The sequence below is a fragment of the Erwinia pyri genome, from assembly GCF_030758455.1.
Taxonomy (GTDB): domain Bacteria; phylum Pseudomonadota; class Gammaproteobacteria; order Enterobacterales; family Enterobacteriaceae; genus Erwinia; species Erwinia pyri.
On record NZ_CP132353.1, the window covers coordinates 3,377,579 to 3,402,087 of the forward strand.

Sequence of the window (24,509 nt, forward strand, 5' to 3'; positions counted from 1 at the left end):
TTCCCGCATACCCTCTTTTTATCCCTGTTATTCCCCTTTATATCAAGCAGTGAAGCGAAATATGCCATACACTTAAAAATTACAACCGGACACATTTGCACACAAAGGAGAGAGGCATGCACCACACCACCCCGCTTATCACCACCCTTGTTGGAGGCCTCGTCCTCGCCTTTCTCTTCGGTATGCTGGCCAACCGTCTGCGTATCTCGCCGCTGGTGGGATACCTGTTAGCCGGCGTTCTGGCTGGCCCTTTTACCCCAGGCTTCGTAGCGGACACCAATCTGGCACCTGAGCTGGCCGAACTGGGGGTGATCCTGTTGATGTTTGGCGTTGGCCTGCATTTTTCTCTGAAGGATCTGATGGCGGTAAAGTCGATTGCCATTCCCGGTGCTGTTGCACAAATCGCGGTAGCTACGCTGCTGGGAATGGGGCTCTCCTGGGCGATGGGGTGGCCCTGGCTCACCGGTCTGGTGTTCGGATTATGTCTCTCAACGGCCAGTACGGTGGTGCTGCTGCGCGCGCTGGAAGAGCGGCAGCTTATTGACAGCCAGCGCGGGCAAATCGCCATCGGCTGGCTGATTGTGGAAGATTTAGTGATGGTGCTGGCGCTGGTGCTGTTACCCGCCATTGCCGGCATGTTTGAGGAAGGCAACGCCAGCCTCTCTATTGTGCTGCTTGACCTGCTGGTCACCATCGGCAAGGTAGTGGCCTTTATGGTGCTGATGATGGTGGTAGGGAAACGCGCGGTGCCGTGGATCCTTGCCCGCAGCGCGGCTACCGGCTCGCGCGAGCTGTTTACTCTCGCGGTACTTGCGCTGGCTTTAGGGATCGCCTTTGGCGCCGTAGAGTTCTTTGACGTCTCCTTTGCGCTGGGCGCCTTTTTCGCTGGCATGGTGCTGAATGAGTCTGAACTCAGTCACCGCGCTGCCCATGACACCCTGCCGCTTCGCGATGCGTTCGCCGTGCTGTTCTTTGTCTCGGTAGGCATGCTGTTCGATCCGATGATCCTGCTTGATGAGCCGCTGGCGGTACTGGGCGTGCTGGCGATTATTGTGCTGGGAAAATCGCTGGTGGCATTAGTGCTGGTGCGGCTGTTTGGCCATTCGCGCCGTACAGCGCTGACGATTTCCGTCAGCCTTGCGCAAATTGGCGAGTTCGCCTTTATCCTTGCCGGGCTTGGCATTTCGCTTAATCTGCTCGCTGCGGAAGGTCGCAATCTGGTGCTGGCAGGCGCGATCCTGTCGATTATGCTTAACCCGGTTCTGTTTGCGCTGTTGCAGCGTTATCTGGATAAAACCGGCCCCCTGGACGATCGCATCCTTGAAGAGGCGATTGAGGAGGAGAAGCAGATCCCAGTGAACCTGTGCAATCACGCCATCGTGGTGGGATTTGGCCGGGTGGGCAGCCTGCTAGGCAAGAAGCTGATGGAAGAAGGGGTTCCTATCGTGGTGGTGGAGAACAGCCGCACCCGAGTGGAGGCGCTGCGGGAGCGAGGCATCAGCGCCGTGCTGGGCAACGCCGCACGCGCAGAAACGATGGACCTGGCACGTCTGGAGTGCGCCCGCTGGCTGCTACTGACCATTCCTAACGGGTATGAAGCGGGAGAAATTGTTACCGCCGCGCGGGAAAAGCGCCCCACTATTGAGATTATTGCCCGCGCGCATCATGACGATGAGGTGGATTATATTACCGAGCGTGGCGCAGATCGGGTGGTGATGGGGGAACGGGAAATTGCGCAAAGCATGCATCTGTTAATGCAGACGGATGCAGAAGAGATCAGGGGCCACTGTCCGGTCTGAACAGCTGCCCCCGTTACGTCCTGCAGATAACGGAGGCGGAAGATTACCGTTCCCAGTAAGACTCTTCCAGACTGTCTTCCCGCTCCGGCAGGCCGCGCGTCAGGCGCGGCGAATGCTGGTTCAACACCTGATAGCTGACGCGGTTGGCATATTTGCAGACCTGCGCCAGCGAGGAGTAGGTCAGGTAGCTGCGCCCGTGCTTGCTGGAGTTAGGGACATTCAGACGGTGATAATTATTCGCCGTAATGTCGTGCAGCATCGCCGCCAGCGCGCCGTCACCCGCACCGTTAGTGTTCATGATTTTTTCCGGCCCGCCCATGTAGGGCGCAATGTGCGAGAAAATGCGCAGCGGCTGCTGGCAATCCTGATGACGCATCGCGCGGCTGAATTCGTACTGGTTGAACTCTGGTATCGCTCCCGGCAGCAGAGGATGCTGCGTAACGCGCTTGCCCTCCTCTTCCGTGAAGCCCGCCATAAACAACCCGTTCGGTCCGGCGGTGCAGAGCACTAAATCGACCCAGTCGAGCGCCATGTCGGCGGCCATTAATGGGTCGCTCAGCCCCGTCAGCGCTTCCGCTTCATCTTCGTTCATCGCCAGGATTGAAACGTGCTCGCGCAGAAATTCACGCCAGAACTGGGGATTGTCGCCAATCACATATTTCGTGCCCAGCGTCAGCACCACCGGGACGTTATGCTTTTTAGCAAAACCGATCGCCTCCATGGTCGCATCCGGCATCGGCTCGCCTGGCGCGCAGCGCACCAGATAGGAGGTCAGTACCAGCGCGGATGCGCCCGCAATCACCTCTTCCGGGATGCTCTCTTTTTTCAGCTGATTCATCAGTCCGGGACTGATGGCAAACGTGCGCTCGCCATTCTCGCCAATCAGCGTAAAACAGCGACCGATAGCGCCGTCCACACCCTGCAGATAGTTGAGATCGGTCCGGCTGGAGGTGTTGCAGAGGTAGCGGTAGGCGTAGCTGCCGATCTGCACGCTGCTGCACATCACGCCAAGCAGTACCGACCGGTCGTCGGCCAGCACCGAATAGTTATGCAGCGTGTTGCCGATGGTGCCGCCGGCAAACTGGTGGGTGATCAGGTTTTCCCGGACCAGCTCAGCGTAGAGCGCCTCTGCAACCTCATCAGTTATCACCAGCGAATGGCCGCTGCTCAGGCCGTAACGGGCCACAAATGCATCATCGACTTTGGCTTCAATATCTACCAGCGTCTGGTCGATCCCCACGATCCAGCTGCCCGTCACCTCCTGCTCAGGCTGCGCCTGTTGCAGCAGCGGATCGCGTGCACTCACCGGGAAATAGTGCTTGGATTTGCGCTTACCGGGAAATTTCATCTGGCTATCTCCGCCCGTTAACCAACTCGACCATCATATCGATATGCAATGCATCATCATTCAGGGCAGGAATATACTCAAATTTGCTGCCGCCCGCATGCAGGAAGAACTCGCGGTTCTGTTCGCTGATCTCTTCCAGCGTTTCCAGACAGTCGGCGGAGAAACCCGGGCTCATGATCTGCACATGCTTAATCCCTTTTGCCGGCAGCGCTTTCATGGTTTCGTCGGTATAAGGCGTCAGCCAGGGCTCCCGGCCAAAGCGGGACTGGAACGTTAACAGCGCATTCTGGCTGGTCAGCCCCAGTGACGTCTTAAGCGCTTCAGCGGTGTCGTAACAGCGCTGTGGATAATCGTCGCCCTCATCGGCGAAACGCTGCGGGATACCGTGGAAGGACATCACCAGCAGATCCGGCTTGCCGTGCGTGGCGAAAGAGCGTTCTACGGAAGCTTTCAGCGCGGCGATATAAGCAGGATGCTCCGCATAATCGCGGATAAAGTCCACCGACGGCAGGCTGCGATACCCGGAGAAGACGCGGGTAATGCCATCCCAGACGGCGGCCACGGTGGAGCAGGAGAACTGAGGATAAAGCGGCAGCACGATCAGACGGTTCACGCCCTGAGCCATCAGGCTGTCCAGCGCGCTTTCCAGGCTGGGATTGCCATAGCTCATGCCCAGTGCAACAGGCATATCCACACGAGCCGCCAGCGCATCACGCTGCCGCTTGCTGTAGACCATCAGCGGAGAACCTTCATCCATCCACACGGAAGCATAAAGCTTTGAGACGCGTGGAGAGCGGATCGGCAGGATCGCGCCATTGAGGAGCGGCCACCATAACCAGCGCGGCGTATCTACAACGCGGGGATCGCTGAGAAACTGTTTCAGGTAGCGTTTAACGGCAGGCGTGGTAGGCGCGTCTGGTGTGCCTAAGTTCACCAGCAGCACGCCGGGTTTGTCTTGCCTCATTACTGTTCCTTATCGGGCATTTCGGGTGATGAAAACGAGACTCATTCTAGCGGAAAAAGGCGGGGGTAAAACCAATTGCTGCAGTAGGGGCCAGGAAAACCTGGCCCCTGACAACTTAACCGAGGATTTTTGCCAGCTCAGCGCTGACTTCAGGCACTTTACGGGTGCCGTCGATTTTGTGATACGCGGTGTTACCGGCTTCAGCTTCTTTGCTGTAGTAAGCAATCAGCGGCGCGGTCATCTGATGATATTCCACCAGACGTTTACGGACGGTCTCTTCCTGATCGTCTTTACGAGTGGTCAGCTCTTCGCCGGTCACGTCATCTTTACCTTCCACTTTAGGTGGATTGAAGGTGACATGATAAACGCGGCCCGAAGGCGCATGCACGCGGCGGCCGACGATGCGCTCAACGATCAGCTCATCCGGTACGGCAAACTCCAGCACGTGATCCACTTTAATTCCCGCTTCCTTCATGGCATCAGCCTGAGGAATGGTACGAGGGAAGCCGTCCAGCAGGAAACCGTTACGGCAGTCTTCCTGAGCGATACGCTCTTTGACCAGCGCAATAACCAGTTCGTCGGTGACCAGTTTACCGGCGTCCATGATCTCTTTGGCTTGTTTACCCAGCTCGCTGCCAGCTTTTACCGCTGCGCGCAGCATATCGCCCGTAGAGATCTGCGGAATACCGTATTTCTCCATAATAAACTGAGCCTGAGTCCCCTTACCTGCACCCGGTGCACCGAGCAGAATAATACGCATTGCGTAAATCCCCTTGCGAATCGCTTAAATTAACTGTTTATCCAAGCCTGGAACCATACCATTATGGTCCTTTATCCACAAGGAACGCAGCCTCTATCCTGCATCGGCATAGCGGGAATGGGCGATCTGACGACGCGCGTACAGCGTTTGCGCAATCACCGCGCTGACAATAACGGCACCACCAATAACTGCCTGAATTGTAGGCATTTCACCCAGAAAAAGCGCCATCCATAACGGCGCCAGCGCGGTTTCCAGCAGCAGAAAGAGTCCGGCATTGGCAGGGGAAACGTAACGGGTCGATAAGGTGATCAAACCCATAGCCAGCGGCATAATCAGCGCCCCTTCGGCCAGTGACCAGCCATATTGCGCAAAAGTCAGCGTTTTCAGACTGGCGCCCAGTTCCGGCCCCATGCAAACCACGATCGCAATGGAAGCCAGCAGGCCGCCCAGCGAAGGCAGACCTACCGTGCCCCCTTTCACCCTGGAGGTGAAAATAAAGGCCAGCGCCATGGAAACAGCCGTGGCCAGCGCGTAGAGATTAGCCAGCGCAGAGTGCTGCTCGCTTCTTCCGGACATCACGATAATCACGCCCACAATGCCGGCTAAAGCGGCAATCATCACGCTTCGGTCGCTTTTGATCTGGAAAAACAGCCGGGATATCAGCGCGGAAATAAAGGGCGTGGAGGAGATGATTACCAGTACGGTGGCCACATTCCCCCGGTTCAGGGCATTAACGAAGCAGGCTGAAGCGATGCAGAAAAAGAGCGTGGAGAGCGCATTATCCCGGGTGAGCCATGGCTGACCCAGTGTGCTGCGGCTTTTGCGCCAGCAGGCCCAAACCAGCAGGCAGACTGCCCACATAAAAAAGCCGCGCAGCGCCACAATCGTCCATGAGTTTTCAATGTTCATCATACGGATAAAGAGGGAGTCGGTACTCAGGATGATGCCGCCCAGGATCCCAATCATATTGCCGTTAACAGGCGGGTTCTGTTTCATTCGCGCTCCCATAACTCTGTGAGTTGTTGTTCGACCTGTGCGGTCACATCAACGGCTTTCCTGCCATCTCCTCTTGCCCAGCATGAGAGGCGGATGGTGCCTGAATGGGGGAAATAACTGGCGCCGGCGGCTTTCACCTTCTGCTGTAACGCCTCGCTTAACGGCGGTACGTTAAAGCAGCTGAAGGGTAAACCGGGATGGCTGACTGAAGTGAAATCCATGCCGCCTACATCCTCCATCTGCACTTTCATTACCCGAGCCACATTGAAAGGCTGCCAGCTCTGACCACAAAGATTACCCAACGCTTCTTCCAGCGGTTTTGAGGAGGCGGTCGACTCTTCAAAAAGCCGGAGTTCGCTGCGCATCAGGGTGCTGAAATGCTCCGGACGCAGGGCAATAATCGCCAGCCCCACGGTTAATGAAGCGTGCTTGTGCATCGGCGCCACAAAGATAGAACTGTTTTCGATCAGCTCACTGTGCAGGTTGGTGGCGAAGCTGTGGGAGCCGTCCACTACGCCTTTGCCTTTGCAGTCGGTCAGGGAGTTCACGGTACCGGTGTAGGGATTAACGTGGGTGATAATCGGAACATTGCCCGGTCCGGTGAACTGCGATGCAGGATGATGAAACAGCTCGCTGATCGGCTGATAGTGGGCATGTTTTGCCAGGCAGAGAGTGGTTTCCTGCTTGTGAAAAAGATGCGAAAGGATCACCAGCCCTACCCGTACTGACTGCACGAAGAAAATATCGTAATCCTGTAGCTTATAGAGGCGGGAGAGCTCTTCCCGTAATTCATCTCTTTGCATACGCGCTCGCTTATAAAATTGCTCGCCGTGGATTTTCTGTAGCTGGGGTGATAATGAGGAGGCGTCCATTAGTTGATCAACTCTTGCTGATAAAGCAGTGGTAAAACGTTATCGCGGAAAATCGATCCTACCGCGATTTCACAAGGTGGCTTGCGATAATTGACCCAGGCAATTTCTTCAATTTCCGATCCGGCACGCGGTTGGCCGGTTATCTCAACGTGATAGACGTGATTTTCAATCGCGGTGGCTTCAAACTCCGCCAGCCCGTGAAAGAGGCCAAAAGGCCGGAAGGCTTTTACCTGCACACCCAACTCTTCCTGCAGTTCACGTTTCAGGCAGGCCAGGTGATCTTCCCCCACCAGCGGTTTACCGCCGGGAGAGATAAAAATGGAGGTGCCACGCTTACGCGTCAGCAGCAGTGAACGCTGCCAGATAATGATGGCCGCGCACTTCACGATGACTTTCATATCAGGCTCCGAAAAAGGACGTAACCCAAAGGTTACGTCTTGGGGTAACGTGGTTTCAGGCTGCTGCACTGGTCGCTTTGTTCATTACCGGCGTGGAGAGCGTTTCACCCGACAGGAAACGGACAATGTTAAGGGCCAGCGGGGTCTTGTCTTTCAGATAAGAGAGGATCACTTCATCGCTTGGCGTGGAGAAGCTGTCGGCAAAAATGCTGATCCCTTCCAGTGATTTGGTAGAGATGCCAAGCTGCAGCAGGCGATATTTCACATCATCCGCCGACTGGGCAAACTCATAAATTGGCGACTGATAGTTGATGTCAAACTGCGCCATCATCTCCATCAGAAACGACTTCGCAACCTGCCGCTGTTCCGGGAACTCCATCTGATAATGGGTGATGCCGTCATTAATGGTGTTGATGTCGTTGCGACGGCAGAAATCGACCAGGTGCGCATGGATGGCCAGTTTCTCGCCCAGCAGCACCAGGTTTTTGCGGTATTTAAGGATATCCTCTTCCAGATGCTCGATAGCGATGGAGCGAAACGCCCCGCTGATATCGGCCACGGTATGGTCCACAACCAGATCGCCAAACCGGTTTTTTAATTCATCTACCCGGTGCGATAAAATGCCACGATGCAGTGAACATCCACTGTTTCCTGACCAGAGGTGTACAGGGATACCCTGTAACATCAGATAACACGCCGCCAGGGTGCTATCCCGACCACCGGTAAACATTACAAGCTGTGTTTTTACGGAATGCTGGTTTGTCATTTTCCTTTCCTTCACGTCGCTGTTGAATGTAATCGTGGGCTAAATTGGGGATAAAATGGCTCTACGGGGAGATTCTGTCGCTTCGCTGTGCCGCAGGCTTTCCCGTCTCCAGAATCAGATTAGGGAAAACAGGCTGGACTTTAAAATGATATAAACAGACACTCACTGTTAGTTTTTCTAACAGAGAATGATTATGTCCGGGCTCCCTTCCCTGCGCGCCCTGCGCTATTTTCATCAGGCCGCGCTGCACCAGAGCTTCAGTCTGGCCGCGCAGTCGCTCAACGTGACGCACAGCGCCGTCAGCCACCAGATCAAACTGCTGGAGGAGTGGCTGGAGAAGCCGTTGTTCTTAAGGGCAAACGGGCGCGTACAGCTCACCTCAGACGGCGAGCGGCTGAAGGTCTGCTGCATGCAGACGTTTAGGGAGATTGAAAAAACTTGTGAGAAGATCCGGGCAAGAAACCTTAACAGCCTGACCGTTTCCTGTGCGCCCAGCTTCCTGGCGCAGTGGCTGATCCCGAGGATCAGCCGCTTCACGGAGCGGCATAAAGATATAGCGCTGACCTTTCAGACGCATGTGGATATTGAGCGGGTGAGAAACGAGCATTCCGATGTGCTGATCCTGAGCCATGAACAGCCGGTGCAGGACGATATCGCCGCGACGCTTATTACCGTAGATTATATTGGCCCGGTTTGTGCGCCCTCTTTCAGCAACCGTTTCACTTATGAAACGGACTTCTCCACGCTGCCGCTGCTGCATGCAGATACCAAGCTGCATGCCTGGGCTGAGTGGGCCAGGAAAACCGGCGCTCGCGGGGATTTTTGGGCGGGCAAGCATTTCGACAATCTTACGCTGGCCATTCAGGCGGCAAGAAATGGGCTGGGGATCATCATGACACCGCAAATTCTGGTCAAAAAAGAGGTCCGTGAGGGCACGCTGATCGCGCCATTAGGCTTTGCGGAAGTAGACAGGGCGACCTGGATGATGGTCAAGGCGTCACGCAAGGAAGAGCGGGAAATTGAGCTGTTTCGCCGCTGGCTGCTGGAAGAAGCGGGAATGGTGGGATAACCGGGATGTGTTCCTGCCCTGGCTTCCGGTGAAACAGTAGGGCGTGATCGGGCAGAGGATCCCTTTACTGCGGGCAAAAAAGGAGCGCATCTCTGCGCTCCCTCAATGCGTTTCGTTGGCTTAGCCCAGCAGCAGCTGGTTCATGCGGCGGATAAACTGGTTAGGATCTTCCAGCGTACCGCGTTCAGCAAACATCGCCTGATCCAGCAGCAGCTCTACCCACTCGGCAAACTGCGCCTCATCCTGCGTATCGGCAGCACGCTTCACCAGCGCGTGATCCGGGTTCAGCTCAAACAGATACTTCACTTCCGGCACAGCCTGACCCGCAGCGGCAAACAGCTTCGCCATCTGCGTACTCATGTCATTGGCTTCGGTGGTGACAATCGCTGGCGTATCGGTCAGACGGTGCGTCAGACGGACCTCCTTCACGCGGTCGCCCAGCAGCGTTTTCACCCGCTCCACAAACGGCTCCAGCGCTTTTTCCGCCTCTTTCTGCTCTTCGCTTTCCTCATCGGCCAGCTTGCTCAGCGCATCGTCGGCTTTACTGACAGACTGGAATGACTTGCCGTCAAACTCGGTGAGATAGCTCATCATCCACTCATCGATACGATCGGAGAGCAGCAGTACCTCGATGCCTTTTTTACGGAAAAGCTCCAGATGCGGGCTGCTTTTCGCTGCGGCATAGCTGTCTGCAGTGATGTAATAAATCTTATCCTGACCTTCAACCATGCGGCTGACATAATCTTCCAGCGACACGGTCTGGGCCGATCCTTCACTGCTGGTGCTGGCGAAACGCAGCAGCTTAGCGATGGTTTCGCTGTTGCTGCTGTCCTCCGCAGGCCCCTCTTTCAGCACCATACCAAACTGCTGCCAGAATTTCTGATACTGCTCTTCATCATCCTTCGCCACTTTCTCCAGCATCTGCAGGGCGCGCTTGCTAAGCGCATTACGCAGCGTCTGAGTGATGCGGCTGTCCTGCAGGATTTCGCGGGAAACGTTCAGCGGCAGATCGCTGGAGTCGATCAGACCTTTCACGAAACGCAGGTAGTTCGGCATAAACTGTTCAGCATCGTCCATGATAAACACGCGCTGCACGTAGAGTTTCAGGCCGTGCTTGTGGTCGCGGTTCCACATATCAAACGGTGCCTGAGTCGGGATATAGAGCAGGCTGGTGTACTCCTGCTTCCCTTCAACGCGGTTATGGCTCCAGGTCAGCGGATCGGCAAAGTCGTGAGAAACGTGCTTGTAGAACTCTTTGTACTCTTCATCGCTGATTTCAGACTTGTTGCGCGTCCAGAGCGCCTGCGCTTTGTTGATCTTTTCCCAGCTGGTGGTGTCATCTTCTTCGTTGTGGCTTTCAATTTCCACCGGCAGCGCGATGTGATCGGAGTATTTGCTGATGATGCTGCGAACGCGCCAGGCATCCAGGAACTCATCTTCACCTTCACGCAGGTGCAGCGTGATCTCTGTGCCGCGATCCTCTTTGGTGATATCCGCCAGGGTATATTCGCCTTCCCCGGCTGATTCCCAGAACACGCCCTGGTCAGCCGCAGCGCCCGCCGCACGGGTGCGCACGGTTACTTTATCTGCCACGATAAACGCGGAGTAGAAGCCGACACCGAACTGACCGATCAGCTGGCTGTCTTTCGCCTGGTCAGATCCCATCGATTCGAGGAAGGATTTGGTACCAGATTTGGCAATGGTACCCAAGTTTTCAATGACTTCGTCACGCGTCATGCCGATGCCGTTATCGCTCAGTGTCAGCGTGCGCTTCTCCTTATCAACGGAAACCCGCACGCGCAGGTCGCCATCGCCCTGATAGAGATCCGGCGTGGAGAGCGCGCGGAAGCGCAGCTTGTCGGCGGCATCAGAGGCGTTGGAGATCAGTTCACGCAGAAAGATTTCTTTGTTTGAATAGAGGGAATGGATCATCAGGTGCAGAAGCTGTTTTACCTCTGACTGGAAGCCACGCGTCTCTTGTCCTTTCATGGTCATTGCTACCTCAACTAATACGGATGGATATAGGTTGAGAAGTAGAGTGGGGGCAAAAGCGAGGATTTCAAGCAGGCACGACGGATCGTGCCGTTGAATGGCTAGAATCTAATCTTGTGACGTCCGGCCAGAGAGTGCGACAGCGTGGTGCCATCGACCATTTCCAGCTCGCCCCCTACCGGCACACCGTGAGCAATGCGGCTGGCTTCCACGCCATATTGCCCGCACATCTCCGCGATGTAGTTGGCGGTTGCTTCCCCTTCCACCGTGGGATTGGTGGCTAGGATCACTTCCTGGATCGTCTCTTTTTCCAGCCGCTGTTCCAGCCTGTCCAGGCCGATATCATTGGGACCAATGCCATCCATCGGCGACAGGTGGCCCATCAGCACAAAGTAGCGTCCGGCAAACTGCCCGGTCTGCTCAATGGCATGAATATCGGCCGGGCTTTCCACAATGCAGATCAGCCCGTTTTGCTGGCGGCGCGGATTGGCGCAGATGGTACAGATCTCCTGCTCGGTAAAGGTCCGGCAGTCGACGCAGTGACCAATCTCTGACATGGCGCGCGTCAAAGCCTGCGCCAGGCGCATGCCGCCGCTACGATCGCGCTGCAACAGCTGGAAAGCCATACGCTGGGCCGACTTCGGCCCAACGCCCGGCAGACAGCGCAGCGACTCCATCAGACTTTCAAGGAGCGGGCTGGTTTGCATCAGAACGGCATCTTGAAGCCAGGTGGCAGCTGCATGCCGTTAGAAACGCCAGCCATTTTTTCTTTCTGCGCTTCTGCAACGCGGCGTGCCGCATCGTTAAATGCGGCAGCGACCAGGTCTTCCAGCATATCTTTGTCATCTTCCAGCAGGCTTGGATCCACTTCCACGCGACGGCAGTTGTGTGCGCCATTGATGGTGACTTTTACCAGGCCTGCGCCTGACTCACCGGTCACTTCCATGGCAGCAATCTCTTCCTGCACCTGAGCCATTTTGTCCTGCATTTGCTGGGCCTGTTTCATCAGGTTACCCAGTCCGCCTTTTCCAAACATAGTTTTCTCTCTCAGATCGGGCCGCATCTCGCTGGCGCGAGCATGCAGCGTTTCAAAGGGGGCGAATACTCTCTTCATCCACGTCTGCATCAAAGAACCGACGCAGCGTCTGAATATGATTATCCGCGATAATCGACTGACGCGCCTGCGCCAGCTTCTCTTCGTAAATTGCCTGACGCCACTCCAGCGGCGTTAACACCGCTGGATTATCATCTTCTGTCACCGTGAGTTCAACCGGCTGACCGGCTGCCTCACTCATTGCTTCTGCCAGCACTTTCAGCGCCGACGGCGAATTAAGGTGGCGCTGGCTGGAACGGAGGTGCAGGCATACGCCGCTTTCCGTCTCCTCTTTCCATGCGTTCAGCGCCATCTGCTGCACCAGTTTCGGTAATGTCAGCGCGGCGATTTCTGCCGCCCAGGCATCGCGTAACACCGATTCGGCGGCCAGTTTCGCCATCAGCTCTGGGGTTTTCTCATGCTCCAGCGCCGTACGCAAGGCCTTTGGTGTGGCAACCGGCTCCGGCTTAACTTCGTTCTGGATCGTCGCTTTCCAGCGATAGGCCTCTTTTTTTACCGGCGCGGCAGGTTCAGCGGCAGCCTGCCGCTTCTGTGCGCGCTCGGTAACTGAAGCCAACCGCTCCAGCGCCGAACTTGCCGGCCGCGCACTTTGCGCTGCCGGCTCACCCTTTTTTGGTTTGGTCGCTCCCTGCTGGCGCATTAACTGCGTTCGCGCCTGCAGTAGCTGACTGGTGGTATCGGGTAAATTGCCGGGTGGTTCCGCCACCTGCCCTGTATGCGGCGGCGTGGCAGCCACCGGCGGCGCAGGCGATGGCGCAGCGGGCTGAGCCTGCGGCGTCATTGCCGGACGGGCAACCGGTTCGGCAATCACCTGTTTCGGATGAAAAGCGAGCGCGCGCAGCAGCGCCATCTCCACGCCCATGCGGCGATCCGGTGCCAGCGGCAGCTCTTTACGCCCTACCAGCAGCGTCTGATAGTAAAGCTGCACATCCGTTGGCGGCAATACGCGCGCGAGTTCGCGCAGGCGCTGCTCAACGGCTGCGTAATCGTCACCCAGTGCAGAAGGAAGCAGCTGGATCATCGCCACGCGGTGCAGCAGGGTCAGCATTTCAACCAGTAACGCTTCCCACTCCACGCCGCGCGATGCTGCCTGATTCAGCAGCGACATCACCTGCTCGCCTTCCGCATTAACCAGCGCTTCAATCAGCGCCAGCGGCTGTTCATCATCCAGCGTGCCGAGCATGGCATTCACGGTGACGGTGGTCACCTGCCCTTGCCCCATGGCAATAGCCTGATCGGTAAGGCTCAGTGCATCGCGCATACTGCCATCGGCGGCACGCGCCAGAAGCTGCAGCGCACGCGCTTCAGCCTCAATCTTCTCTTCGTGCAGCACATGCTCCAGCTGCCCGCGGATCTGCCCGACATCCAGCGCTTTAAGATGGAACTGCAAACAGCGTGAGAGGATCGTTACCGGCAGTTTTTGCGGGTCTGTGGTCGCCAGCAGAAATTTGACGTGCTCGGGCGGCTCTTCCAGCGTCTTTAACAGCGCATTAAAGCTGTGGCGCGAGAGCATGTGCACTTCATCAATCAGATAGACTTTAAAGCGGCCACGGGCCGGAGCGTACTGAACGTTGTCCAGCAGATCGCGCGTGTCTTCAACTTTTGTGCGCGAAGCGGCGTCGATCTCAATCAGATCGACAAAACGGCCCTGCTCAATCTCGCGGCAGTTATCGCACTGACCGCATGGCGTAGCCGTAATGCCCGTCTCGCAGTTCAGGCCTTTCGCCAACAGGCGGGCAATGGTGGTCTTTCCCACACCTCGGGTGCCGGAAAAAAGATAAGCGTGATGGATGCGGCCGAGCGACAGGCCATTAGCCAGCGCTGTCAGGACATGCTCCTGACCGACTACATCAGTAAACGCTTGGGGACGCCACTTGCGGGCCAGTACCTGATAGCTCATTAATTCGCGGAATGTGTTGTGAACCGGAGGGTAATGCTAACACAGCCCCACCTTTACGGCGAGGCTGAACGTCAGGTCTCAGTGACCCGGGAAGTTAACCAGGCTGTAAGAGTCGATGCCCTGCGCCTTCAGGCGGGCTTCGCCGCTTAAGTCGAAAAGATTGATGATGAAAGCGGCGTCATTCACTTCACCACCAGCACGGCGGATCAGCTTAACGGTGGCTTCAATTGTGCCGCCGGTCGCTAACAGATCGTCCACCACCAGCACAACGTCACCGGCGCCAATCGCATCGCAATGCAGTTCCAGCTGATCCGTGCCGTACTCCAGCTCATAGCTTTGAGCAAAGGTTTTGCGCGGCAGTTTGCCTGGCTTACGCACCGGCACAAACCCGACGCCCAGCGCTAAAGCTACCGGCGCGCCGAACAGGAAGCCACGGGCTTCGGTGCCGACAACTTTGGTGATGCCTTTATCACGAAAACGCTCTACCAGCAGCTCGATACTGAGCGCAAACGCTTTAGGATCTTCCAGCAGGCTGGTCACGTCACGAAACAGAATGCCCGGCTTGGGGTAATCCGGGATGCTTTTGATACTGTTTTTAAGAAATTCAAGCTGCTGAGCAGTCGCGGTCATAGTGTTATGCCTGGTAAATACAAATCTGACTCGCGCGGCTTCCTGAGCGCTGACGATCGGAAATCGCAGAGCAAAACGGGTCGGTCAGGGGGAAACCACGCACGAAAACGACCAAATCTATGCAAACCCACGGGCAATTGCAACCATACTCCATAAAATCACCGCTTTTCTTGCCCCTCTTCTACTACCGGTAACCGTAGCATAAAGACGATCAGGGCAGCGAGCAGACAGAGTAACATCAGCCGTACCCACAGGATGTTGACCAGCCACAAGGAAACGGCAAAGGTGATCAGGGTAAAAGTAATCATCCTGCCTTTGGCTTTAGGCGGCAGCGCACGATATTGCTGCCAGTGGCGCAAATAGGGACCAAAAAGGGAACGGTGCAGCAGCCAGTGATGAAAGCGTGGCGAGGAGCGTGCAAAGCACCAGGCCGCCAACAGCAGAAACGGCGTAGTCGGTAACAGCGGTAAAATCACGCCCAGTGTGGCTAACCCCATCGCTAACCAGCCAATAATCAGTAAAATGATACGCTGCATTGCCTGAACCCTCCTCTCGACGAGGTGAGGCTATCATACTCAGCGCAATCTCTGGAGAAACGATAATGAAAAGTGCCCTGCTGCTTCAGCAGCTTGAAGAGAAGCTGGAGCAACTGGCTGAAGCCGTAGCCCCTCACAGTAACCAACGCACGCCCCGCGCCCGGTTCGATGCGCAGCTGTTTCATTCGCACAGCACCCGGCTTGGCGACTATCTGCTGGAGGTCAAAGAGAGCATGGTGATGCTCAGGCAGAGCGTGGCTTATCAGCGCACCGATCGGGTCGCCTGGATGGCAGAGCGCGTGGTGCTGCAAATGAGTGCACTGCAACGTGAGCTGGCCACGCAATCGCTACGGAAAAATGAAGCCGTTGCCGTGCCGGTTAGCGAAAACCTTTATGAAAAACTGGCTAAGCATCAGGATTACGAGCGGCGACTGCAGGGGATGATCGCTGACAGGGAGAGCCAGCTCGGCCACTGCGAGACGCTGATCCAACAGCAAAACATGCAGCGAGAGATCGCCGCGCTGGAGGGCCGTCTTCAGCGATGCCTGCACGCCACCCGGCGTATTGAGCGGGCGATAGAAAAGCGCGAACACTAGAACCGGTTATACTTGGGAAAATTATTGCGTGGAGAGAATGGATGGGCCTGCTTTCGTGGATAATCATTGGATTACTGACAGGTTTCCTCGCCCGACGCTTTTTTCCGGGGCGGCCTGGCGGGCTTATCCCGACGCTGATACTGGCGACGATTGGCGCGCTGATCGGCGGTTACGTTAGCGTGTTCTTTAATTACGGAACGCTGGCTGACCTGGAGCCGCGGGCCATGCTGATCGCCCTTGCTGGCGCGCTGGTAATGGTTTTACTGGTAAAAAAACTGCGGATCTGAACCCGGCCCGCAGAGAGGAACAGAGTATGTCGCTCGAAAGCGCACCTGAAGAGGTTAAACTGGCGGTGGATTTAATTATGCTGCTGGAAGAGAACAATCTGGATCCCCATACGGTGCTGGCCGCGCTGGCGATCGTGCAAAAGGATTTTGAAAAAAAGGTGGCGCGTCAGGATTAAGCCATCACGCCTTACGCAGAGCCGGGCTGTGCTGCAGCATATCAATAAGCACATCAACCAGCTGTGGCGCATCCGCTTCAAGATCAAAGCTTTCCGGCATAAAGAGCCAGTTTTCCATTATTCCCGTGACATAGGCGCGCATCACCACAGCGGTACGCCGTGTTTCGAGGCCAGAGGGTAATTGCCCCGCTTCCACACACTGACGCAGGACATCTTCAATCTTCTCGTAACATTCCAGATAGAGAGTTTGTTGCATCAGCTGCAAAGTCGTCATTTCGCCCACAAACTCACATTTATGGAAAATGATTTCCAGAAGCGCACGTCTGCGCTGGTCCCTCACTGTGGCGACAAGCACATAGGTGATCATTGCGCGCATAACGGAGAGTGGATCAGAAGGGTATTTTAATTGATACTCAAGCTCTAAGTCTTCCAGTCCCGATTCGGACTGTGCCCAGATTTCATTAAGCAAGTCGGTTTTGTTTTTGAAATGCCAGTAAATTGCACCACGCGTCACCCCTGCCGCAGCCGCGATATCAGCCAGTGACGTTTTGGAAACGCCATGCCCGGAAAATCGTTCAATTGCTGCGTCAATAATGTGATTTCGCGTTTCTAACGCCTGTTGTTTGGTTTTTCGTGCCATAGGGTGATTTTTACAAAAAGGTGCACTTACATACATTTGCGAATGTATGTACCATAGCACGACCATAATTTAAACGCAGCAATGGGTTTATGGGTATGTGATCCATTGAACAATCGATATCGGACACTCGAGGTTTATTTATGAACAAAAACAGAGGGATAACGCCTCTGGCGGCCGTTCTGATGCTTTCAGGCAGCTTAGCGCTGACCGGATGTGATAACAAAGAAGCGCAACAGGCCGGGCAACAACAGGCACCCGAAGTGGGTGTGGTAACGCTGAAAAGCGAACCGCTGAAAATCACCACCGACCTTCCGGGTCGCACCTCTTCGTTTCGTATTGCAGAAGTTCGCCCCCAGGTTTCGGGCATTATTTTGAAACGTAACTTTGTTGAGGGAAGCGATATCAAGGCTGGAGAATCACTCTATCAGATTGATCCTGCAACCTATCAGGCAGCGTATGACAGCGCTAAGGGCGATTTAGCTCAGGCTGTGGCAAATGCACAAATTGCGGCGGTAACCGTTAAACGTTACAAACCGCTGTTAGGCACCAAATATATCAGTCAGCAGGATTACGATCAGGCTATCGCCACGCAGAGCCAGACAGCAGCGGCCGCGCAGGGAGCGAAAGCGAATGTCGAGACGGCCCGCATTAATCTCGCCTATACCAAAGTGACCTCGCCTATCAGCGGACGCATTGGTAAATCTTCCGTTACGGAAGGTGCGCTGGTTCAGAGTGGCCAGACCAACGCTCTGGCTACCGTACAGCAGCTTGACCCTATCTACGTTGACGTCACCCAGTCGAGCGAAGACTTTTTGCGTCTGCGCGGCGAGCTGAACTCCGGCAAACTGCAGCAGGTTGATGGTAAAGCTCAGGTCAAACTGTTGTTGCAGGATGGTAGCGAATACGCCCAGGGCGGAACATTAGAATTCTCTGATGTCACCGTGGATGAAACTACCGGTTCCATCACGCTGCGCGCCGTCTTCCCTAATCCGGACCACACGCTGTTGCCAGGTATGTTTGTGCGTGCCCGTCTGGAAGAGGGAACCAATCCAAACGCGCTGTTAGTGCCACAGCAGGCGGTGACCCGTACGCCAACTGGCCAGGCTTCAGCCATGGTCGTGGGCGCGGATAACAAGGTTGAAGCCCGTACGCTGACGGCTGACCAGGCGATCGGCGACAAATGGCTGGTGACCAGCGGCCTGAAAGAAGGCGACAAAGTCATTACTGTTGGTGTTCAGCGAGCTAAGCCGGGTGCGCAGGTTACCCCGCAAGAAGTGACTGCAGACGAGGCCAAAAAGGCTGGTTCTGAACAACCGAAGTCTTAAACAGGAGCCGCTGATACATGGCTAAGTTCTTTATCGATCGCCCCATCTTTGCGTGGGTTATCGCCATCATCATCATGCTGGCGGGCGTGCTGTCGATTCTAAAACTGCCGATTGAGCAATATCCCAATGTTGCGCCGCCGGCCGTGCAGATTCGTGCAACCTATCCGGGTGCCGATGCGAAAACGCTGCAGGACTCCGTTACCCAGGTTATTGAACAAAACATGAATGGTATCGATGGCCTGATGTATATGTCATCGAACAGCGATTCCTCCGGTACCTTGCAGCTTACCCTGACCTTCCAGTCAGGTACCGATCCGGATATCGCGCAGGTTCAGGTGCAGAACAAACTGCAGCTGGCCACGCCATTACTGCCGCAGGAAGTGCAGCAGCAGGGGATTCAGGTTCAAAAATCCTCCAGCAGCTTCCTGATGGTAGCCGGTTTTGTCAGTGATAATAACAACATGACGCAGAATGATATCGCCGACTATGTGGCGTCGAATATCAAAGATCCCATCAGCCGAACCCTCGGCGTAGGGGATACGCAGATATTCGGTGCGCAGTATGCGATGCGTATCTGGATGGATCCGCACAAGCTGAATAACTATCAGCTGACGCCGGTAGATGTGATTAGCGCGATTAATTCACAAAACTCCCAGGTAGCAGCCGGTCAGCTGGGCGGCTCACCGCCGGTGCCGGGGCAGCAGCTTAACGCCTCTATCATTGCGCAAACGCGTCTGACCTCTACGGATGAATTTGGCAAGATCCTGCTGAAAGTTAACGCAGACGGTTCAAGGGTACTGTTAAAAGACGTAGCGAAGATTGAACTCGGCGGTGAAAACTACGAGATTGTCGCGAAATATAACGGTAAACCCGCTTCCGGTATTGGTATCAAGCTGGCAACCGGCGCTAACGCTCTGGATACTGCCGCTGCGGTAAAAGCGGAGCTGGCTAAACTGGAACCTTTCTTCCCGGATGGGATGAAGACCGTTTACCCTTACGATACAACCCCGTTTGTTCAAATCTCTATCAACGAAGTGGTGAAAACCCTGGTTGAGGCGATTGTGCTGGTGTTTATCGTAATGTATCTGTTCCTGCAGAACTTCCGTGCCACCCTGATCCCAACCATAGCGGTACCGGTGGTGCTGTTAGGGACCTTTGCCATTATCAATGCCTTTGGCTACTCGATAAACACCCTGACGATGTTCGGGATGGTGCTGGCGATAGGCCTGCTGGTGGATGATGCCATCGTGGTGGTCGAGAACGTCGAGCGCGTGATGGCGGAAGAGGGCCTGCCGCCGAAAGAAGCGACCCGCAAGTCGATGGAGCAGATTCAGGGCGCCCTGGTGGGGATTGCCATGGTGCTGTCAGCGGTATTTATTCCGATGGCCTTCTTTGGCGGCTCTACCGGGGTTATCTATCGTCAGTTCTCCATAACAATCGTCTCGGCGATGGTTCTGTCGGTGATTGTGGCGTTGATCCTGACGCCAGCGCTTTGCGCCACCATGCTGAAACCGATCAAAAAAGGCGATCACGGTAAAACCACCGGTTTCTTCGGCTGGTTTAACCGCATGTTCGACAAGAGTACCGACCACTACACCAACAGCGTTGGTCATATCATCCGCAGCACCGGGCGTTATCTGGTTATCTACCTGGTGATTGTCGTGGGTATGGCTTACATGTTTGTTAAGCTCCCTTCCGCCTTCCTGCCGGAAGAGGATCAGGGCCTGCTGCTGGCTCAGGCACAGTTGCCTGCTGGCGCTACCCAGGGACGGACGCAGAAGGTACTTGATCAGGTTACCGACTACTTCCTGACCAAAGAGAAAGCCAATGTCCGTTCCGTCTTTACCGTTAACGGCTTTGGTTTTGCGGGTCGTGGACAGAACACCGGTATCGCCTTTGTCAGCCTGAAGCCGTGGGACGAACGTTCCGGTTCTGAAAACAAGGTCGATGGCATTGCCGGGCGAGCCATGCAGGCCTTTGGTGCCATCAAAGATGCGATGGTGATCCCGTTTAACCTACCGGCGATTATCGAACTGGGTAACGCCACCGGCTTTGACTTCCAGCTGATTGACCAGGCTAACCTCGGTCATGAAGCACTGACGCAGGCTCGTAACCAGCTGCTTGGCATGGTCGCCAAACATCCGGATATGCTGGTAGGCGTGCGTCCGAACGGTCTGGAAGATACCCCTCAGTACAAGCTGATGATTGATCAGGAGAAAGCAGAAGCCCTGGGCGTCTCGATCTCCGATATCAATACTACGCTGGGTGCTGCCTGGGGCGGCTCCTACGTTAACGACTTCATCGACCGCGGTCGCGTGAAGAAAGTGTACGTAATGGGCCAGGCCGACTCCCGTATGTTGCCGGACGATATCAGTAAATGGTACGTGCGCAACTCATCCGGTGAGATGGTGCCCTTCTCTGCGTTCTCTTCTGCTAAATGGCAGTATGGGTCGCCGCGTCTGGAGCGCTATAACGGTTTACCCTCGATGGAACTGCTGGGTCAGCCTGCACCGGGCAAAAGCTCGGGTGAAGCAATGGGCCTGATGGAACAGCTCGCCTCTCAGCTTCCGGAAGGGATCGGTTATGACTGGACGGGAATGTCCTATCAGGAACGTCTCTCGGGTAACCAGGCACCGGCGCTCTACGCTATCTCGCTGATTGTTGTCTTCCTCTGTCTGGCAGCGCTCTATGAGAGCTGGTCGATACCCTTCTCGGTTATGCTGGTTGTGCCGCTCGGGGTTATCGGTGCGCTTCTCTTCACCACCATCCGCGGTTTGAGTAATGACGTGTACTTTGTGGTGGGGCTGCTGACAACCATTGGGCTCTCGGCGAAGAATGCGATATTGATCGTAGAATTCGCCAAAGATCTGATGGAGAAAGAGGGCAAAGGGCTGGTTGAATCAACGCTTGAAGCGGTTCGTATGCGTCTGCGTCCGATTCTGATGACCTCACTCGCCTTTATCCTGGGCGTACTGCCGCTGACCATCAGCACCGGTGCAGGCTCCGGTGCACAGAATGCGGTAGGTACAGGGGTAATGGGCGGTATGGTTACCGCGACTATTCTGGCTATCTTCTTCGTACCGGTCTTCTTTGTGGTGGTTCGCCGCCGCTTCGGTAAGAATAAAGAAGAGCTGGAACAGGACCATCCTGTAGAGCATCAACAGCACTAAATCTGATTTACTGCCTGATCAAGAGGCCGCTTATGCGGCCTCTTTTTTTTACCCCTGCCCTGCCCGTTTTCCCGTTGCATTCCTGCACCAGCAGGCGCATACTTATTGTTATGTTATAACATAACCAATTCAGCGAGGATTTATGAAAAAGGGTATCCATCCTGCTTACCGCACCGTCGCCTTTCACGATACCAGTGCAGACACTTACTTCACTGTGGGTTCAACTATCAAAACGGACCGCACTACAGAGCTTGACGGCAAGGTGCTGCCCTATGTGCCGCTGGACGTCTCTTCAGCGTCACATGCTTACTACACTGGCAAGCAGAAAGAGTTTGCTAAAGAAGGTAGCGCGCATCGCTTTAATCAGCGCTTCGGTCGTTTCTTTACTTCCGCAAAATAAGGTCTCGCCATGCAGGTATTAAGCTCGCTGGCTTCGGCCAAAAGACGCCATAAAGATTGCAAAGTCGTGCGCCGTCACGGTCGTGTTTTTGTGATTTGCAAAAGCAATCCACGCTTTAAAGCGGTTCAGGGCGGGAAGAAAAAACGTTAGCTTCTTCTTCACTACCAAAACCGGGCCGCGTTATGCGGCCCGTTTTTTTTTGCCATGTTGATTATTTCATGCTGCCAATCATCGCATTAACGTTGTGCTTAAACGCCGCCACGTAAGTATCCGCCTCGCCACCTTTTTTAGTCAGGGCTTCAGGAAAGAGCTCGCCACCCGGTTTGGCGCCTGAGGCAGAAGCGATCTGCTTAACCAGGTGCGGATCGGTCTGGTTTTCAATGAAGTAGCTATGGATATGCTCGGTTTTAAGCTGTGTGATCAGCCCGGCGACATCAGCAGCGCTGGCTTCAGATTCGGTAGAAAACCCTACCGGTGACATAAAGCTCACGCCGTAACGCTGGCCAAAATAGCCAAAAGCATCGTGGCTGGTAAGCACTTTGCGCTTCGCCCGAGGAATCGCCGCAAAGCGCTCCGCTGCCCAGCTATCCAGCTTATTGAGCTGACTGATGTAGGCCGAGCCACGCTGACGGAAATAGTCTGCATCTTCAGGATCGGCGGCAATCAGGGCATTCATGACATTGCTGGCATAAACCACGCCATTTTTCATGCTGTTCCATGCGTGTGGATCGGTAATGGTTTTTCCCTCCTCTTCCATGGCGCGAGTTGCAATCCCCTGGGAAGCGACGACCGTTTTGCCCTTATAGCCGGAGGCGGTGATAAGGCGATCCATCCACCCTTCCAGCCCGAGTCCACTGACAAACACCACTTCAGTCTGCGCCAGCGCCTGGCTGTCCTGCGGCGTGGGTTCAAAGCTGTGCGGGTCACCGTCCGGCCCTACCAGACTTTTCACCTTAACGTGTTCGCCGCCCACTTCTTTTACAATGTCCGCCAGCACGGAAAAGCTGGCAACGCTATTCACCGTTTTTGCCATCGCCATTGGGGTGAGCATCATTCCCGCCAAGGCCAGTGCTACAGGTAACTTCTTCATACTTTCTCCTTACCAGCTGAAAAGGGGCGCGGACGAAGGATCCCGCCGCATGGCCCCGCTAAAATCGAGATAAAAAACAGAATTGCGGCGCTTAACACCACCGCCGGGCCGGCAGGCAGTGAGAGATAAAAGGAAGCAATCAGTCCGCTAAAGCTTGCCAGTAGCGCCAGAATCATCGCGGCGGCAATCATGGCCGGGAGTTCCCGACCCCAGAAGCGAGCGGCAGCGGCTGGCAGCATCATCAGCCCAACGCACATTAACGTTCCCAGCACCTGGAAACCCGCAACCAGATTAGTGACCACCAGAATCAGAAAGATGCCGTGCACTAACGGAGCGACCCAGCGGTTCTGCGCGCGTAAAAAACCAGCATCAAAGGCATCAATCACCAGAGGACGATAAATCAGGGCCAGCACCGCCATTGATACAGCGGAAATGGTGCTGACCAGCAGAATGGAAGGATTGTCTACAGCCAGAAGTGAGCCAAACAGCACGTGCAGCAGGTCAATACTGGAGCCGCGTAGAGAGACAAGCGTGACCCCTAGCGCCAGCGAGCCAAGATAGAAACCAGCAAAGCTGGCATCTTCCTTTAAGGGCGTATACCGGCTGACCGCACCAGACAACAGCGCCACGGAGAGGCCGGCAATAATCCCCCCGGTTCCCATCGCCACCAGCGACAGGCCAGAAATCAGATAACCAATGGCGGCCCCGGGCAATACAGCATGAGAGAGCGCATCCCCTACCAGGCTCATTCTGCGCAGCAGCAGAAATACGCCTAACGGTGTCGCGCTGAGTGAAAGAGCGATGCAGGCGACCAGCGCCCGACGCATAAAGCCGAATTCAATAAAGGGATGAAGCAGCGCCAGCATCAGGATGCTCCCTGGCTGCGCGGCCGCGTTACCGGTGTGCTACTACCGGACCATTCCGCATGGCTGTTACTGAGACGGAGCGTCTGCGGGAAAAATTTTTCCACGGTGGCCATATCATGCAGCACGACGATAACGGTACAGCCTGCCTGATGGCGCTCCTGCAACAGCTTCATCAACAGTTCACTGGTCTCGCTGTCGATGGCAGCAAACGGTTCGTCGAGCAGTAACAACCCGGCGTTTTGTATCAGCAAACGTGCAAACAGCACCCGTTGCAGCTCTCCACCCGATAAAGTGCCCGGTAATGCAGCGGCAAAATCCAGCATGCCAACTTTACTCAGCGCATCCATAACACGCTGGCGAAGCTCTCTGTTTACCGAGCCAAACCAGCCACATTGCCGCCAGCATCCCATCGCCACCAAATCAAAAACGGTAATGGGAAAAGTCTTCTCGATTTCTGCCTGCTGAGGCAGCCAGCCGAGAGAGGCTTGTGTGCGGGGAAAAATGACTGACCCGCTAACAGGAGGCAGTAAACCAGCCATTGTTTTCAACAAGGTGGACTTCCCGGAACCGTTGGCGCCAATCAGGGCGGTCAGGGATCCTCTCTGGAATTCTCCTTCTAACAGAGGCGTTACTGCTCTGCCCTGATAGCCTGCTCTGAGCTGATTTAAAGTAATCATCAGGCGATTGCCCACCAGGTCAGACCCGTCAGCAGCATAATGATCAATGAAGAGAGGGCCAGGCGCACCAGCGCAGAGTGGGTAAACAACGTGCCGGTATAAAGCAGAGAGTGAGGAAAAGACATAAACGGGACCATT

The 24,509-nt window shown here is 55.3% G+C and carries 27 protein-coding genes and 1 other annotated feature; of the genes, 9 read left to right on the forward strand and 18 right to left on the reverse strand.

All coding sequences use genetic code 11. The features are described from left to right. Positions 1-116 precede the first annotated feature (116 nt). Complete coding sequence (ybaL, locus tag Q3V30_RS16020; RefSeq protein WP_306207344.1) at positions 117-1,799, forward strand: YbaL family putative K(+) efflux transporter; 1,683 nt, start codon at positions 117-119, stop codon at positions 1,797-1,799. Between the two features lie 43 nt (positions 1,800-1,842). Here the strand turns inward: ybaL and Q3V30_RS16025 are convergent, their stop codons facing one another. From Q3V30_RS16025 to Q3V30_RS16055, 7 genes are all read right to left on the reverse strand, one after another. Continuing rightward, complete coding sequence (locus Q3V30_RS16025; RefSeq protein WP_306207346.1) at positions 1,843-3,147, reverse strand: inosine/guanosine kinase; 1,305 nt, start codon at positions 3,145-3,147, stop codon at positions 1,843-1,845. Between the two features lie 4 nt (positions 3,148-3,151). Continuing rightward, positions 3,152-4,111: a ferrochelatase gene (gene hemH / locus Q3V30_RS16030; RefSeq protein ID WP_306207348.1), complete on the reverse strand. Its 960-nt coding sequence runs from the start codon at positions 4,109-4,111 to the stop codon at positions 3,152-3,154. A 115-nt stretch (positions 4,112-4,226) separates the two neighbouring features. After that, positions 4,227-4,871 carry an adenylate kinase gene (gene adk, locus Q3V30_RS16035; protein ID WP_306207350.1) on the reverse strand — a complete coding sequence of 215 codons (645 nt, stop codon included), beginning with the start codon at positions 4,869-4,871 and terminating at the stop codon, positions 4,227-4,229. A gap of 93 nt (positions 4,872-4,964) precedes the next feature. Further along, positions 4,965-5,867 (reverse strand): DMT family transporter, encoded by a 903-nt coding sequence (locus Q3V30_RS16040; protein ID WP_306207352.1) that lies wholly within the window; start codon positions 5,865-5,867, stop codon positions 4,965-4,967. Continuing rightward, positions 5,864-6,739 carry a DUF6024 family protein gene (locus Q3V30_RS16045; protein WP_306207354.1) on the reverse strand — a complete coding sequence of 292 codons (876 nt, stop codon included), beginning with the start codon at positions 6,737-6,739 and terminating at the stop codon, positions 5,864-5,866. The genes Q3V30_RS16040 and Q3V30_RS16045 overlap by 4 nt, the downstream gene beginning before the upstream one ends. Then, entirely contained in the window at positions 6,739-7,137 is a 399-nt protein-coding gene (locus Q3V30_RS16050) for an NUDIX hydrolase (RefSeq protein ID WP_306207356.1), read from the reverse strand. Before Q3V30_RS16050 ends, Q3V30_RS16045 begins: the two co-directional genes overlap by 1 nt. 55 nt (positions 7,138-7,192) lie before the next feature. Beyond that, positions 7,193-7,903 (reverse strand): hypothetical protein, encoded by a 711-nt coding sequence (locus Q3V30_RS16055; RefSeq protein ID WP_306207358.1) that lies wholly within the window; start codon positions 7,901-7,903, stop codon positions 7,193-7,195. A 193-nt stretch (positions 7,904-8,096) separates the two neighbouring features. On the opposite strand from Q3V30_RS16055, the gene Q3V30_RS16060 reads away from it, so the two are divergent. Next, entirely contained in the window at positions 8,097-8,972 is an 876-nt protein-coding gene (locus Q3V30_RS16060; RefSeq protein ID WP_306207360.1) for a LysR substrate-binding domain-containing protein, read from the forward strand. A 120-nt stretch (positions 8,973-9,092) separates the two neighbouring features. Here the strand turns inward: Q3V30_RS16060 and htpG are convergent, their stop codons facing one another. The 6 genes from htpG to Q3V30_RS16090 form a co-directional block, all read right to left on the reverse strand. Continuing rightward, positions 9,093-10,967, reverse strand: a complete 1,875-nt coding sequence (gene htpG, locus Q3V30_RS16065; RefSeq protein ID WP_306207362.1) for a molecular chaperone HtpG — start codon at positions 10,965-10,967, stop codon at positions 9,093-9,095. Positions 10,968-11,065: 98 nt separating this feature from the next. Continuing rightward, the gene (gene recR / locus Q3V30_RS16070; RefSeq protein ID WP_306207364.1) at positions 11,066-11,671 is read right to left on the reverse strand and encodes a recombination mediator RecR; all 606 of its coding nucleotides are present in this window, start codon (positions 11,669-11,671) and stop codon (positions 11,066-11,068) included. Next, complete coding sequence (locus Q3V30_RS16075; RefSeq protein ID WP_147195861.1) at positions 11,671-12,000, reverse strand: YbaB/EbfC family nucleoid-associated protein; 330 nt, start codon at positions 11,998-12,000, stop codon at positions 11,671-11,673. The genes recR and Q3V30_RS16075 overlap by 1 nt, the downstream gene beginning before the upstream one ends. 52 nt (positions 12,001-12,052) lie before the next feature. Next, positions 12,053-13,978, reverse strand: coding sequence for a DNA polymerase III subunit gamma/tau (gene dnaX, locus Q3V30_RS16080; protein WP_306207366.1), 1,926 nt, complete (start codon positions 13,976-13,978; stop codon positions 12,053-12,055). Continuing rightward, positions 12,650-12,711, reverse strand: a sequence feature (DnaX frameshifting element). Its footprint overlaps the gene before it by 62 nt. Before the next feature lie 78 nt (positions 13,979-14,056). Further along, positions 14,057-14,608 carry an adenine phosphoribosyltransferase gene (apt, locus tag Q3V30_RS16085; protein ID WP_306207368.1) on the reverse strand — a complete coding sequence of 184 codons (552 nt, stop codon included), beginning with the start codon at positions 14,606-14,608 and terminating at the stop codon, positions 14,057-14,059. A 158-nt stretch (positions 14,609-14,766) separates the two neighbouring features. Next, complete coding sequence (locus Q3V30_RS16090; protein WP_306207370.1) at positions 14,767-15,144, reverse strand: DUF454 family protein; 378 nt, start codon at positions 15,142-15,144, stop codon at positions 14,767-14,769. Between the two features lie 65 nt (positions 15,145-15,209). Here Q3V30_RS16090 and priC point away from each other — a divergent pair, with 65 nt between their 5' ends. Genes priC through rsmS form a run of 3 tightly spaced genes read left to right on the forward strand, consistent with a single transcriptional unit; the run spans position 15,210 to position 16,203 of the window. Then, entirely contained in the window at positions 15,210-15,740 is a 531-nt protein-coding gene (gene priC, locus Q3V30_RS16095) for a primosomal replication protein PriC (protein WP_306207372.1), read from the forward strand. Between the two features lie 41 nt (positions 15,741-15,781). Continuing rightward, positions 15,782-16,027, forward strand: coding sequence for a GlsB/YeaQ/YmgE family stress response membrane protein (locus tag Q3V30_RS16100; protein ID WP_306207375.1), 246 nt, complete (start codon positions 15,782-15,784; stop codon positions 16,025-16,027). Positions 16,028-16,053: 26 nt separating this feature from the next. After that, entirely contained in the window at positions 16,054-16,203 is a 150-nt protein-coding gene (gene rsmS / locus Q3V30_RS16105) for a pleiotropic regulatory protein RsmS (RefSeq protein WP_306207377.1), read from the forward strand. A gap of 4 nt (positions 16,204-16,207) precedes the next feature. On the opposite strand, the gene acrR is transcribed toward rsmS, so the two are convergent. After that, entirely contained in the window at positions 16,208-16,843 is a 636-nt protein-coding gene (gene acrR / locus Q3V30_RS16110; RefSeq protein WP_306213227.1) for a multidrug efflux transporter transcriptional repressor AcrR, read from the reverse strand. Positions 16,844-16,983: 140 nt separating this feature from the next. Here acrR and Q3V30_RS16115 point away from each other — a divergent pair, with 140 nt between their 5' ends. From Q3V30_RS16115 to ykgO, 4 genes are all read left to right on the forward strand, one after another. Next, positions 16,984-18,168: an efflux RND transporter periplasmic adaptor subunit gene (locus Q3V30_RS16115; RefSeq protein WP_306207379.1), complete on the forward strand. Its 1,185-nt coding sequence runs from the start codon at positions 16,984-16,986 to the stop codon at positions 18,166-18,168. 17 nt (positions 18,169-18,185) lie between these two features. Then, positions 18,186-21,338: an efflux RND transporter permease subunit gene (locus tag Q3V30_RS16120; RefSeq protein WP_306207381.1), complete on the forward strand. Its 3,153-nt coding sequence runs from the start codon at positions 18,186-18,188 to the stop codon at positions 21,336-21,338. 142 nt (positions 21,339-21,480) lie between these two features. Then, a complete protein-coding gene (locus Q3V30_RS16125) occupies positions 21,481-21,738 on the forward strand; it encodes a type B 50S ribosomal protein L31 (RefSeq protein WP_306207383.1) in 258 nt (85 codons plus the stop codon). Positions 21,739-21,747: 9 nt separating this feature from the next. Beyond that, entirely contained in the window at positions 21,748-21,888 is a 141-nt protein-coding gene (gene ykgO, locus Q3V30_RS16130) for a type B 50S ribosomal protein L36 (protein WP_306207385.1), read from the forward strand. 61 nt (positions 21,889-21,949) lie between these two features. Here ykgO and Q3V30_RS16135 read toward each other — a convergent pair whose 3' ends face one another. Genes Q3V30_RS16135 through Q3V30_RS16150 form a run of 4 tightly spaced genes read right to left on the reverse strand, consistent with a single transcriptional unit; the run spans position 21,950 to position 24,496 of the window. Continuing rightward, the gene (locus Q3V30_RS16135) at positions 21,950-22,828 is read right to left on the reverse strand and encodes a metal ABC transporter substrate-binding protein (protein ID WP_306207387.1); all 879 of its coding nucleotides are present in this window, start codon (positions 22,826-22,828) and stop codon (positions 21,950-21,952) included. Continuing rightward, complete coding sequence (locus Q3V30_RS16140; RefSeq protein WP_306213228.1) at positions 22,825-23,691, reverse strand: metal ABC transporter permease; 867 nt, start codon at positions 23,689-23,691, stop codon at positions 22,825-22,827. Before Q3V30_RS16140 ends, Q3V30_RS16135 begins: the two co-directional genes overlap by 4 nt. Before the next feature lie 2 nt (positions 23,692-23,693). Then, positions 23,694-24,371 (reverse strand): metal ABC transporter ATP-binding protein, encoded by a 678-nt coding sequence (locus Q3V30_RS16145; protein WP_306207389.1) that lies wholly within the window; start codon positions 24,369-24,371, stop codon positions 23,694-23,696. After that, complete coding sequence (locus tag Q3V30_RS16150; protein ID WP_306207391.1) at positions 24,371-24,496, reverse strand: hypothetical protein; 126 nt, start codon at positions 24,494-24,496, stop codon at positions 24,371-24,373. Before Q3V30_RS16150 ends, Q3V30_RS16145 begins: the two co-directional genes overlap by 1 nt. Between the last annotated feature and the right edge of the window lie 13 nt (positions 24,497-24,509).

What these genes read in the sequence shown, in the direction of transcription:
- ybaL (WP_306207344.1), top strand. Translation starts at nt 117, where the DNA reads ATGCACCACACCACCCCGCTTATCACCACCCTTGTTGGAGGCCTCGTC.
- Q3V30_RS16125 (WP_306207383.1), top strand. Translation starts at nt 21,481, where the DNA reads ATGAAAAAGGGTATCCATCCTGCTTACCGCACCGTCGCCTTTCACGAT.
- Q3V30_RS16150 (WP_306207391.1), bottom strand. Translation starts at nt 24,496, where the DNA reads ATGTCTTTTCCTCACTCTCTGCTTTATACCGGCACGTTGTTTACCCAC.
- Q3V30_RS16045 (WP_306207354.1), bottom strand. Translation starts at nt 6,739, where the DNA reads ATGGACGCCTCCTCATTATCACCCCAGCTACAGAAAATCCACGGCGAG.
- recR (WP_306207364.1), bottom strand. Translation starts at nt 11,671, where the DNA reads ATGCAAACCAGCCCGCTCCTTGAAAGTCTGATGGAGTCGCTGCGCTGT.
- Q3V30_RS16025 (WP_306207346.1), bottom strand. Translation starts at nt 3,147, where the DNA reads ATGAAATTTCCCGGTAAGCGCAAATCCAAGCACTATTTCCCGGTGAGT.
- Q3V30_RS16055 (WP_306207358.1), bottom strand. Translation starts at nt 7,903, where the DNA reads ATGACAAACCAGCATTCCGTAAAAACACAGCTTGTAATGTTTACCGGT.
- acrR (WP_306213227.1), bottom strand. Translation starts at nt 16,843, where the DNA reads ATGGCACGAAAAACCAAACAACAGGCGTTAGAAACGCGAAATCACATT.
- adk (WP_306207350.1), bottom strand. Translation starts at nt 4,871, where the DNA reads ATGCGTATTATTCTGCTCGGTGCACCGGGTGCAGGTAAGGGGACTCAG.
- Q3V30_RS16060 (WP_306207360.1), top strand. Translation starts at nt 8,097, where the DNA reads ATGTCCGGGCTCCCTTCCCTGCGCGCCCTGCGCTATTTTCATCAGGCC.
- Q3V30_RS16115 (WP_306207379.1), top strand. Translation starts at nt 16,984, where the DNA reads ATGAACAAAAACAGAGGGATAACGCCTCTGGCGGCCGTTCTGATGCTT.
- Q3V30_RS16145 (WP_306207389.1), bottom strand. Translation starts at nt 24,371, where the DNA reads ATGATTACTTTAAATCAGCTCAGAGCAGGCTATCAGGGCAGAGCAGTA.
- Q3V30_RS16135 (WP_306207387.1), bottom strand. Translation starts at nt 22,828, where the DNA reads ATGAAGAAGTTACCTGTAGCACTGGCCTTGGCGGGAATGATGCTCACC.
- Q3V30_RS16050 (WP_306207356.1), bottom strand. Translation starts at nt 7,137, where the DNA reads ATGAAAGTCATCGTGAAGTGCGCGGCCATCATTATCTGGCAGCGTTCA.
- htpG (WP_306207362.1), bottom strand. Translation starts at nt 10,967, where the DNA reads ATGACCATGAAAGGACAAGAGACGCGTGGCTTCCAGTCAGAGGTAAAA.
- apt (WP_306207368.1), bottom strand. Translation starts at nt 14,608, where the DNA reads ATGACCGCGACTGCTCAGCAGCTTGAATTTCTTAAAAACAGTATCAAA.
- Q3V30_RS16120 (WP_306207381.1), top strand. Translation starts at nt 18,186, where the DNA reads ATGGCTAAGTTCTTTATCGATCGCCCCATCTTTGCGTGGGTTATCGCC.
- hemH (WP_306207348.1), bottom strand. Translation starts at nt 4,111, where the DNA reads ATGAGGCAAGACAAACCCGGCGTGCTGCTGGTGAACTTAGGCACACCA.
- Q3V30_RS16090 (WP_306207370.1), bottom strand. Translation starts at nt 15,144, where the DNA reads ATGCAGCGTATCATTTTACTGATTATTGGCTGGTTAGCGATGGGGTTA.
- priC (WP_306207372.1), top strand. Translation starts at nt 15,210, where the DNA reads ATGAAAAGTGCCCTGCTGCTTCAGCAGCTTGAAGAGAAGCTGGAGCAA.
- ykgO (WP_306207385.1), top strand. Translation starts at nt 21,748, where the DNA reads ATGCAGGTATTAAGCTCGCTGGCTTCGGCCAAAAGACGCCATAAAGAT.
- Q3V30_RS16100 (WP_306207375.1), top strand. Translation starts at nt 15,782, where the DNA reads ATGGGCCTGCTTTCGTGGATAATCATTGGATTACTGACAGGTTTCCTC.
- Q3V30_RS16040 (WP_306207352.1), bottom strand. Translation starts at nt 5,867, where the DNA reads ATGAAACAGAACCCGCCTGTTAACGGCAATATGATTGGGATCCTGGGC.
- Q3V30_RS16075 (WP_147195861.1), bottom strand. Translation starts at nt 12,000, where the DNA reads ATGTTTGGAAAAGGCGGACTGGGTAACCTGATGAAACAGGCCCAGCAA.
- rsmS (WP_306207377.1), top strand. Translation starts at nt 16,054, where the DNA reads ATGTCGCTCGAAAGCGCACCTGAAGAGGTTAAACTGGCGGTGGATTTA.
- dnaX (WP_306207366.1), bottom strand. Translation starts at nt 13,978, where the DNA reads ATGAGCTATCAGGTACTGGCCCGCAAGTGGCGTCCCCAAGCGTTTACT.